This is a genomic window from Pelomicrobium sp., assembly GCF_036803785.1.
GTDB lineage: Bacteria > Pseudomonadota > Gammaproteobacteria > Burkholderiales > UBA6910 > Pelomicrobium.
On the sequence record NZ_DAIRTR010000018.1, the window covers coordinates 21,138 to 32,198 of the forward strand.

Sequence of the window (11,061 nt, forward strand, 5' to 3'; positions counted from 1 at the left end):
CCCGGGTGCTTCAGCCCGCCCTCGGCCTGATCGCCGCCAGCCGGAACAGGATTTGCTGGACTGCGTCGTTCTGCATGTCCCGGTAGAGCAGCGCTTCCTCCTGCTCCTTGGCCAGGACCTGGGTGTCGTCGTAGGTGAGATCCCGCTTGAGGGAAATCTGAGACGGGGCGATAAGGGGTTGGCCCTTGGCGTCGTTCATGTGGAACTGCACCCGCAGCCGCAGCTCCAGCTCCCGCACTCGTCCCGCCCCGGAAAGGGAGAGAATCAGGCGCTCCCGGGCAATGCCGTCAATGAACAGCACCGCCTCGGCTGCCTTGGGATCGTCCACGAGCTGGGTGCCCGTGCCGGCCGCCACGGCCCGCTTCAGCTCGGTAAGGAAAACAGGATCGCCCCCCGTGACGTGCAGCGTCCTGAACGCCAAGGCTTGGGTGCCCCGCAGCCGAAAGCCGCAACCCGCGGCAAGCAGGGCGAGGGGGGCGCTCGCCAAGGCGAGCAATAGTCCGCGCCGCTTCTCAAGGATCGCCATGATGGAGCGATTATAGCGCGGCTCGTAGACGCGCCCTGGCGCACCGCACCGCAGGCCTATCATTCCTGCCGGTGCGCTGCAGTTGCGCTCAATGCACCGACGAGACGTCGGGCGCGCCGTATCCGCCACCGCCCGGGGTTTCGATCACAAGGCAGTCGCCCGCCTCTACCGCCGTCTCGTCTGTCGCCTCCAGCACCTGACGCGATCCGTCCCGGCGCTCGATCCAGGCCCGTCCCGGCGCACCCGGCTCCCCGCCCCAGAGCCCGAAGGGCCTCACCCGACGACGTCCCGCGAGAATGCTAACCGTCATTGGCTCCAGGAAGCGGATGCGGCGCGTGATGCCGTCGCCACCCCGGTGGCGACCACGCCCGCCGCTGCCGCGCCGGATGGCGAAGGCTTCCACCAGGACCGGGAAGCGGCACTCCAGCACTTCTGGGTCGGTGAGGCGGGAATTGGTCATGTGGGTGTGCACCGCGCTCGCGCCGTCGAAGTCCGGCCCGGCCCCGGCGCCGCCGGCGATGGTTTCGTAATACTGGTAGCGTTCATTGCCGAAAGTAAGGTTGTTCATGGTGCCCTGGGAGGCGGCGAGCACGCCCAGGGCGCCGTAGAGGGCATCCACGATGTTCTGGGACGTTTCCACGTTGCCCGCTACCACCGCCGCCGGAGAGCGGGGGTTGAGCAGGGAGCCGTCGGCAACGATGATCTCCAGCGGCTCCAGGCAGCCGCTGTTCAAGGGAATGTCCTCTTGCACCAGGGTGCGGAACACGTACAGCACTGCCGCCAGGGTCACCGCCGACGGCGCGTTGAAGTTGTCGGGCCGCTGAGGCGAGGAGCCCGTGAAGTCCACCACGGCGCGCCCCGCTTCCCGGTCGACCGTCACCCGCACCCGGATCACGGCGCCGTTATCCATTTCCAGGTGAAAAGCGCCGTCCTTGAGCTTGCCGATCGCCTGACGCACGGCCTGCGCGGCGTTGGCGCGCACGTGGTCCATGTAGGCCTGTACCACCGGCAAACCGTAGTGCTGCACCATGCGCCTCAACTCCTGGGCGCCTTTCTCGTTGGCGGCTACCTGGGCCCGCAGGTCCGCCACGTTTTGTTGCGGGTTGCGGCACGGATAAGGTCCTGAGGCAAGGAGCTCAAGCAGCTCCCGTTCGCGAAATCGGCCGCCTTCCACCAGGAGGAAGTTGCGGATCAGTACGCCCTCCTGGGCCAGATGGGTCGAACGCGGTGGCATGGAGCCGGGGGTCGCGCCACCGATGTCGGCGTGGTGGCCTCGGGAGCCCACGAAAAACAGCACGTGGCGGCCTTCCTGATCGAACACTGGGGTGACGACAGTGACGTCGGGTAGATGGGTTCCGCCCTGGTAGGGATCGTTCACCGCATAGGCGTTCCCCGGCCGCATGCGTCCGGCGTTGTCCCGGATCACCTGCTTCACCGTCTCTCCCATGGAGCCCAGGTGCACCGGAATGTGGGGCGCGTTGGCGATCAGGTTGCCTGCGCCGTCGAAGACCGCGCAGGAAAAGTCAAGCCGCTCCTTGATGTTGACCGAATGGGCGGTCTGGGCGAGCCGCAGGCCCATCTGCTCGGCGACGGACATGAAAAGGTTTTTAAAGATCTCCAGCCTCACCGGGTCCGCGCGGGTGCCGATGGCGACCCGGACGGGACGGGGCAGCGCACGGGTGAGGACGAGCTCGCCTCGGTCGCCCACCCGCGCCGCCCAGCCGGGTTCCACCACGGTGGTGGCGTTCGCTTCGGCGATGAGCGCGGGCCCTTCGATGCGCTGGCCCACTGCCAATGTTTCCCGCCGGTAGAGGGGCGTCTGCCGCACGCTGCCGCCCGCCACCATTCGCACATGGGCGATGGGACCGCCGGGCGAAGCGGCCACGGGGGCGTCGGCTGCGGTGGGCGGCCTCTGTGCCGGGGCGCTACCTTCCACCGACACCGCTTCGGCCACCAGGGCTCGGTCCGGCATGAGGAAGCCATAGAGCTGGCGATATAACGCTTCGAACTGGCGCGTCATGGCCTCGATCGTTCCTTCTTCCACCATCAGCGCGGTGTCGGTGCCCTCGTAGCGCAGGTGCACATGCCGGGCGATGCGCGCCTGCGGCGCCGCCACGCCCTGAGCCGTGAGCTCCTCGCGCACCTGAGCTTCCAAGATGTCCAGCGTGTGTATGAGCTGGGCAAGGGCCTCATGGGCGAGGCGCAGCTCCAGTGCCTGGCTGCGAATCGCGGTCACTTCGGCCATCCCGATGCCGTAGGCCGAGAGCACGCCCGCCAGGGGATGCAGCAGCACCGTCTCGATGCCCAGAGCATCGGCCACCCGGCACACGTGCTGGCCGGCGGCGCCGCCGAAGCCGTTGAGCACGTACTCCCTCACGTCGTACCCCCGCTCCACCGAGATGTGCTTGATGGCGTTGGCCATGTTGGCCACCGCGACCTCGATAAAGCCCTCGGCCACCTGCTCTGGGGTGCGGGCGATACCGGTTTGCTGCTCAATTTGCCTGGCGAGGGCTACGAACTTCTCCCGCACGATGTCCGCATCCAGGGGCTCGTTGCCCTCGGGACCGAACACCTGGGGGAAATGCTCCGGCTGGATACGCCCCAGCATCACGTTGGCGTCGGTGAGCGTGAGCGGTCCTGCGTTGCGGTAGCAGGCCGGTCCGGGTACGGCCCCCGCCGAGTCGGGCCCCACCTGGAAGCGGCCCTGGTGGAAGCGCAGGAGGGAGCCTCCGCCCGCGGCCACGGTGTGGACCGAGAGCATGGGGGAACGCAATCGCACCCCCGCCACCTGGGTGTCGAACACCCGCTCCAGCGCGCCGCAGTAATGACACACGTCAGTAGAGGTGCCCCCCATGTCGAAGCCGATGATTTTTTCGAAGCCCGCCTCTCGCGCCGTGCGCACCGCCCCCACTACACCCCCCGCGGGGCCGGAGAGGAGACTGTTTCGGCCCTGAAACAGTGGCGCCCACGTGAGTCCGCCGTTCGATTGCATGAATAGCAGGCGCACCTGTCCCAGCTCTCGGGCCACCTCGTCCACGTAGCGGCGCAACACGGGGGAGAGGTAGGCATCCACCACGGTGGTATCACCCCGCGGGACGATCTTCACGAGAGGGCTTACCTCATGGGAGGCGGACACCTGAGTGAAGCCTGCGGCGCGGGCGAGCTCGGCCAGGCGGCGCTCGTGATGGGGATAGCGGTAGGCATGCATGAGCACGATGGCCACCGATCGGAAACCTTCTTGGTAGGCCTGTTCCAGTGCCTGCCGCGCCTTGCCCTCGTCCAGGGGCACGAGTACCTCGCCCTCGGCCGTCACGCGCTCGTCCACTTCCACTGCCCTTCGGTAAAGGGGCTGAGGCAGCACGATGTGCAGATCGAATAGGCGCGGGCGGCTCTGGTAGCCAATGCGCAGCTGATCGCCAAAGCCCCGGGTGATAAGGAGCAGAGTGGCTTCGCCGGTGCGGGTGAGGAGGGCGTTGGTGGCCACGGTGGTGCCCATCTTCACCGCTTCGATCTCCTCGGCGGGAATCGGCGCCTGCGGTGCAAGCCCGAGGATACGGCGGATGCCTTCCACCGCCGCGTCCCGATAGAGGCTCGGCGCTTGCGACAGGAGCTTGAGCGTCTTGAGCTTGCCGTCGGGTGCGCGCGCCACCACATCAGTGAAGGTACCGCCCCGGTCGATCCAGAATTGCCACTTGCCCCGGTTCGCATCCATGGTTTGGTTGAAACAAAAGGCCTGTCGCGTCCGCGGTCGATGGTTGAAGACTCTCTGGGCGCTGTCCCGCTCCCCTCGGCCGGCAAGAGGAAGCCCAAAGAAAGGGCAGGCCTCGATCAGGTATCGTAGAGCGCCCGATCGCTTAGCCTGTCAACGCTTCCGCTGCCAGATGAGCACCTCGTCCCGGTACACCTCCTTCAGCCGGTGAAACGGGATGGTGTGCAGTTCTCCGCTTTCATCCGTCGCCTGAAACACCGCCGGCTCGGCCGGGTCGGTGCGGATTGCGCCGAGCGCCACCCGCACGATCCTACCCTCGACCCGGTCCCAATAGCCGAGCTCGAACCGCCCCCGGCCGAAGACCGGATCCCAGCGGATGCGGGAGAGGAGCGCGTGGAGGGGGGCATTGTCTCAAAGGACGCCTTGCCATCGACCCGAAGAGGAATCCCTTCCCGCCACTCGGCGGGGGAGGATGGGACGCAGGCGGGTTGCCAGTTCTGTTGTTGGCCGGCCTCCGGATAGCGCAAGACTTTTTCCTGCATGAGGGTCTTTCACGATGGGGAGCGTCCGGGTAAGGCATGGCGCGAAGGCGTGCGCGCAGATTGCCATGATCAGTTCAGGGTCATATGCCATGGAGTAACCTGGCGCCGCGGCACGCGCTCGATTCATACGCCACTGTACGGCGCTCTTTGCGCCCCATTTTCCCCGTCCGCAGGGTCGATCGCGATCGATTCCCGGATGAGACCCTCCCTCCTGGGAGAGGGGCGACGCTGCGGGCAACCGGACTCTCCAATCCGGCCACGCCGGGGCGCCTGCCGGCTGCTACACCACGATGTTGACCAGCCGCCCTGGCACCACCACCACGCGCTTGACCGGCTGGCCGGCGACGAACCTACGTGCCGGCTCGCTCTCCAGGGCGAGCCTTTCAATGGTGGCCCGGTCGGCCTGGGCAGGCACGCGCACCTCGCCCCGCAGCTTGCCGTTCACCTGGATTACCAGCGCCACCTCCTCGACGGCGAGGGCCGTCTCGTCGGCCTCGGGCCAGGGGGCGTCCAGGATGTCCCCCGGGTAGCCCAGCTCTTCCCACAAGACGTGGGTGACATGGGGGGCGATGGGGGCGAGGAGCCGAAGGAGTATCCCCATGGACTCCCGCAGGACGGCGCCCCGGACGCGGCTGTCGCTGCCCGCGGGCGCGGCCTCCAGTGCGTTTAGCATCTTCATCGCCGCCGAAACCACGGTGTTGAATTGAAACTTCTGGAAATCGAAGTTGGCCTGTTTAAGATGGACGTGGATTTCCCGCCGCAATGCTTTGAGCTCTGGGCTGAGCTCGCCGGCGGCTTGCGTCGGGGCGCCGCGGATCACCTCCTCGTGCTCGGCAGCGAGCCGCCACAGTCGCCGCACGAAGCGATACACGCCCTCCACGCCTGAGTCCGACCAGACCAGGGTCTGCTCCGGCGGCGAGGCAAACATCATGTAGAGTCGGGCCGTGTCGGCGCCGTATTTTTCAATCAGGGCCTGGGGGTCGACGCCGTTGTTCTTCGATTTGGACATGGTGCCGATGCCGCCGGACTCCACCGGCAGTCCGTCGGCGCGCAGCACGGCGCCGAGGCGGCGCCCCTGCTCGTCGGTCAGCACGTCCACGTCCGCCGGATTGTAGTAGGTGATGCGCCCGCCTTCGGTTTTGCGGTAGAAGATCTCGTTCAGCACCATGCCCTGGGTGAGGAGGTTGGTGAAAGGCTCGTCGAAGGAGAGCAGCCCCAGATCCCGCATCACCTTGGTCCAGAAGCGGGAATAGAGCAGGTGCAGGATGGCGTGCTCGATGCCGCCAATATACTGGTCCACCGGCATCCAGTGCTCGACCCGCTCGTCCACCATGGCCCGGTGGTTGTCTGGGCAGCAATAGCGCAGATAGTACCAAGAGGAGTCGACGAAGGTGTCCATGGTGTCCGTCTCCCGCCGCGCTTTTTTCCCGCAGCGAGGGCACAGGCATTCGTAGAAGGACGGGGTCTTGGCCAGGGGATTGCCGCTGCCGTCGGGCACCAGGTCCTCGGGCAGCACTACTGGGAGCTCCTCGTCGGGCACCGGCACCTCGCCGCAGGTCTCGCAGTGGATGATGGGGATCGGGCAGCCCCAATAGCGCTGGCGGGAGATTCCCCAGTCCCGCAGTCGCCACTGCACCTGCTTGTCGCCCAAACCCAGGGCCTTCAAGTCTGCGGCGATGGCCTCCACCGCCGCCTCGTGGGAGAGGCCGTCGTATTTGCCGGAGTTGACGCAGCGCCCTCGGGACTTGTCCGCATACCAGGGCTGCCAGGCGTCGGTAGAGAAGGACTCTCCGGGCACCTCGATCACCTGCTTGATCGGCAGGCCGTATTTCTTCGCGAAATGGAAGTCCCGCTCGTCGTGGCCGGGCACGGCCATGACTGCTCCCTCGCCGTAGCCCATGAGCACGTAGTTAGCCACCCACACCGGGATCGCTTCGCCCGTGAGGGGATGCCTTACCGTGAGCCCCGTGGGCATGCCCTTCTTTTCCAGGGTGGCGAGCTCTGCCTCCATGACGGAGCCCCGCTTGCACTCTTCGACGAAGGCGGCAAGCTGGGGATTGTTGCGGGCGGCACGGGCGGCGAGGGGGTGCTCGGCTGCCACGGCGCAGAAAGTGACCCCCATGATGGTGTCGGCCCGGGTGGTGAAGACCCAGAGCAGGCCCTTCTCGCCCTCCGGCAGGGTGTACGGGAAGGCGAAGCGCACCCCTACGCTCTTGCCGATCCAGTTGGCCTGCATGGTCTTTACCCGTTCGGGCCAGCCGGGAAGCTTGTCCAGGTCGGCCAGGAGCTCTTCCGCGTAGGCGGTGATCTTCAGGTAGTACATGGGGATCTCGCGCTTTTCCACCAGCGCCCCGGTGCGCCAGCCCCGGCCGTCGATCACTTGCTCGTTGGCGAGCACCGTCTGGTCCACCGGGTCCCAATTCACGATGCCCGTGGTCTTGTAGGCGAGGCCCTTCTCCAGCATGCGCAGGAACAGCCATTGGTTCCAGCGGTAGTATTCGGGCCGACAGGTGGCCAGCTCCCGCTCCCAGTCGATGGCGAAGCCCAGGGACTTAAGCTGCTGCTTCATGTAGGCGATGTTGTCGTAGGTCCATCGGGCCGGCGGCACGCCGTTCGCCATGGCAGCGTTTTCCGCGGGCAGCCCAAAGGCGTCCCAGCCCATGGGCTGCAGCACGTGGTAGCCGCGCATGCGGTGGTAGCGGGCCAGCACGTCGCCGAGGGTATAGTTGCGCACGTGCCCCATGTGGAGCTTGCCTGACGGGTAGGGGAACATGGACAGGCAGTAGTATTTGGGCTTGTCCGTGGCCTCCAGCGCGCGAAAGCGGCCGGTTTTGTCCCAATGGGCCTGGGCCCGCGCCTCGATGAGCTGCGGGTGGTAGTGGGCTTCCATTGCCTCACGCCTCGAAAAAATTCAGCGAATTCAGTAAAAAGCGCATTATAGCGTGCCGCGCGCAACGGGCGGCTGCCAATACGGGAAGGGTCGTTCGCCAGGAAACGCTATCGATACGATAAGCAAGTCGTATCTTGCCTTTCGAGGCCCTCTGTTAAATTGGCGTTTCGTATACTGGGGCATCGGAGTGCCGTCGACGCCCCTTGTACGCCACGGGACGAGGAGCAGGCCATGTCGCAGAAACATCCCATCGTTGCGGTCACCGGTTCGTCGGGGGCGGGCACCAGCACGGTCAAACAGGCATTCCAGCACATCTTCCGCCGGGAAAAGATCAACGCGGTGTTCGTCGAGGGTGACGCGTTTCACCGCTACGACCGGGAGGAGATGAAGCGCCAGATCGAGAAGTCGGAAAAGAAGGGACGCGCCATCAGCCACTTCGGCCCGGAGGCGAACTTGTGGGAGGAGCTGGAAAACCTGTTTCGCACCTACGGGGAAAGCGGCCGGGGGAAGTACCGCAAATACCTCCACAACGAGGAGGAGGCGGCCCCCTACGGCCAAAAGCCCGGCACCTTCACGCCCTGGGAGGACATTCCCGAGGGCTCCGATCTCTTGTTCTACGAAGGGTTGCACGGAGGCGTGCGGACTGACACCGTCGACATCGCTGGCAAGGTGGACCTGCTGATCGGCGTGGTGCCGGTGGTGAACCTGGAATGGATCCAGAAAATCCATCGAGACATGAACGACCGGGGCTATTCCCTGGAAGCGGTGACCCACACCATTCTGCGGCGCATGCACGATTATGTGCACTACATCACGCCCCAGTTCTCCCGCACCCACATCAACTTCCAGCGGGTGCCCATCGTGGACACCTCCAACCCCTTCATCGCCCGGGACATCCCCACCCTGGACGAAAGCTTCGTGGTGATCCGCTTCCGCAACCCCCGCGGCGTGGACTTTCCCTATCTGCTGGCGATGCTGCACAACTCCTTCATGTCCCGGCCCAACACTATCGTGGTGCCCGGAGGCAAGATGGGCATGGCCATGGAGATCATCATCACCCCCCTGATTCAAGAGCTGATCTCCAAAAGCAAGCAGTTGAACGCGCTGGAGGCTCTCACTCGCGTGTGAGGCCACCTCCCGCGTGGGGCGGGGAGCGGGCGCGGTGTAGAATACGGGGCTTTGAGTAGCCCCGTATTCTTCCATGTCGCAGCTCCTGTCCGGACTCAATCCCCAGCAGCACGAAGCCGTCACCCTTCCCTTGCGCCAGCCGTCGGGTGAGCCCCAGTCGGCGCTGGTGCTGGCAGGCGCCGGCAGCGGCAAAACGCGGGTGCTCACCACCCGCATGGCCTACCTGATCCAGACCGGGCAGGCGGCCCCCCATGGGCTCATGGCGGTCACTTTCACCAACAAAGCGGCCCGGGAGATGCTGATCCGCCTCTCGGCCATGCTGCCCATCCATCCCCGGGGCATGTGGGTGGGCACTTTCCACGGCCTGTGTAACCGGCTGTTGCGGGCCCATTGCCGGGAGGCGGGATTGCCCGCGTTGTTCCAAATCTTGGACAGCCAGGACCAGCTCGCTTTCGTGAAGCGCCTGCTCAAGGGGCTGCGGGTGGACGAAGAAAAGGTGCCGCCCCGGGAACTTCAGTACTTCATCAATGCCGCCAAGGAGCAAGGCCTGCGCGCTCCCCAGGTGGAGGTCACGGACGAGCGCAGCCGCCGCATGGTAGAGCTCTACGCCGCCTACGATGAGCAGTGCAACCGGGAGGGAGTGGTGGACTTTGCCGAGCTCCTGCTTCGGGCCTACGAGCTTTTCTGCCGCGAGCCGATGCTCGCCGAGCATTACCGCAACCGCTTCGCCCATATCCTGGTGGACGAGTTCCAGGACACCAACCGCCTTCAGTACCTGTGGCTCAAGCACTTGGCGGGCCGGGACAGGCCAGTGTTCGCGGTAGGCGACGACGACCAGTCCATCTACGCCTTCCGCGGGGCCTGCGCTGAGAACATGCGGGATTTCGAGCGGGATTATCCGGGCTATCGCCTCATCAAACTGGAGCAGAACTACCGCTCCGCGGGCAACATCCTGGCGGCGGCGAATGCCGTGATCAAACACAACCGTCATCGTCTGGGCAAGAACCTCTGGACCACGGAAGGCGAGGGCGAACCCCTGCGCCTGTATGAGGCCCTGACCGACCAGGAAGAGGCCCAGTTCGTGGTGGAGGAGGTGCGGGCTCTACGTCGGGAAGGCGTGCCCTATTCCGACATGGCGGTGTTGTACCGCTCCAACGCCCAGTCCCGGGTGCTGGAGCATGCCCTCTTCAGCGCCGGCGTCCCGTACCGGGTATACGGAGGGCTTCGGTTCTTCGAGCGGCAGGAGGTCAAGCATGCGCTTGCCTACTTGCGCCTGGCGGCCAACCCCGGCGACGATGGGGCCCTCGAGCGGGTCATCAATTTTCCTGCGCGGGGCATCGGCGCCCGTACCCTGGAGCAGCTGCGCAGCGAGGCGGCGGCGGCGGGCTTGAGCCTGTGGGAGGCGGTGCGCAGGCGCGTGGAGGCCAGGGGGCAGAAGCCGGAGGGGACCCGCAAGGGAATCGAGGGGTTCGTGGCGCTGATCGACGAATTGCGCACGGCGGCCTCCGCCTTGTCCTTGCCGGAGCTGGTACAGCACGCGATCGAAGCGAGCGGGCTCGCCGCCCATTACCGTGCCGAACGGGAAGGGGAGGAGCGGTTGGCGAACCTGGATGAGCTGATCAACGCGGCAAGCGCCTTTGTCCAAGAGGCGGAAGAACACGACTTGACGGCCTTCCTGGCCCACGCCGCCCTAGAGGCGGGCGAGCACCAGGCAGCAAGTGGCGCGGAGGCGCTCCAGCTCATGACCGTGCACTCGGCCAAGGGGCTGGAGTTCCACGCCGTATTCGTCACCGGCCTGGAGGAGGGGCTCTTTCCCCACGAACAGAGCCTGTTGGACCCTGGCGGTGTGGAGGAGGAACGGCGGCTCATGTACGTTGCCCTCACCCGCGCCCGGCGGCGGCTGTACCTGAGTCTCGCCCACACGCGCATGCTCCATGGTCAGACCCGCTACAACGTACCCTCCCGGTTCCTACGGGAAGTCCCGGCGGAGCTGGTGAGGAGTATGGGGGGCGCGGGCATTGTGCACCGGGCTCCGTCCGCTCCGGCTCCACCCCCGGCATCCTCCTGGCCGCAGCCGGCGTTTCGTCTGGCCGACGGCCCCCAGTGGTACGTAGGCCAGAGCGTGCTCCATCCCAAGTTCGGCCGGGGAGTCATCGTCAACTGCGAAGGCCGGGGCCCCGACGCCCGGGTGCAGGTACGCTTTTCCGATGCGGGACTCAAGTGGCTGGCTCTGGAGTACGCCAAGCTTACCCCCGCCCATTGAGCC

6 protein-coding genes are annotated in these 11,061 nt (G+C 66.0%); 2 read left to right on the forward strand and 4 right to left on the reverse strand.

The features are described 5' to 3' along the window. Window positions 1-10 precede the first annotated feature (10 nt). The 4 genes from V7Q81_RS03680 to leuS all read right to left on the reverse strand — a co-directional run bounded on the left by V7Q81_RS03680 (window position 11) and on the right by leuS (window position 7,667). Window positions 11-526 (reverse strand): LPS-assembly lipoprotein LptE, encoded by a 516-nt coding sequence (locus V7Q81_RS03680; RefSeq protein WP_333840451.1) that lies wholly within the window; start codon window positions 524-526, stop codon window positions 11-13. 88 nt (window positions 527-614) lie between these two features. Continuing rightward, on the reverse strand, window positions 615-4,238 hold the full coding sequence (locus tag V7Q81_RS03685; protein WP_333840453.1) for a hydantoinase B/oxoprolinase family protein: 3,624 nt from the start codon (window positions 4,236-4,238) through the stop codon (window positions 615-617). Between the two features lie 150 nt (window positions 4,239-4,388). Beyond that, window positions 4,389-4,613, reverse strand: coding sequence for a DUF504 domain-containing protein (locus tag V7Q81_RS03690; RefSeq protein ID WP_442954749.1), 225 nt, complete (start codon window positions 4,611-4,613; stop codon window positions 4,389-4,391). Between the two features lie 444 nt (window positions 4,614-5,057). Then, window positions 5,058-7,667, reverse strand: coding sequence for a leucine--tRNA ligase (gene leuS, locus V7Q81_RS03695; RefSeq protein WP_333840455.1), 2,610 nt, complete (start codon window positions 7,665-7,667; stop codon window positions 5,058-5,060). A 231-nt stretch (window positions 7,668-7,898) separates the two neighbouring features. Here leuS and V7Q81_RS03700 point away from each other — a divergent pair, with 231 nt between their 5' ends. Together V7Q81_RS03700 and V7Q81_RS03705 are read left to right on the forward strand one after the other, a co-directional pair. Further along, a complete protein-coding gene (locus tag V7Q81_RS03700; RefSeq protein ID WP_333840457.1) occupies window positions 7,899-8,795 on the forward strand; it encodes a phosphoribulokinase in 897 nt (298 codons plus the stop codon). Between the two features lie 73 nt (window positions 8,796-8,868). After that, window positions 8,869-11,058, forward strand: coding sequence for a 3'-5' exonuclease (locus V7Q81_RS03705; protein WP_333840459.1), 2,190 nt, complete (start codon window positions 8,869-8,871; stop codon window positions 11,056-11,058). The last annotated feature ends 3 nt before the right edge of the window (window positions 11,059-11,061 follow it).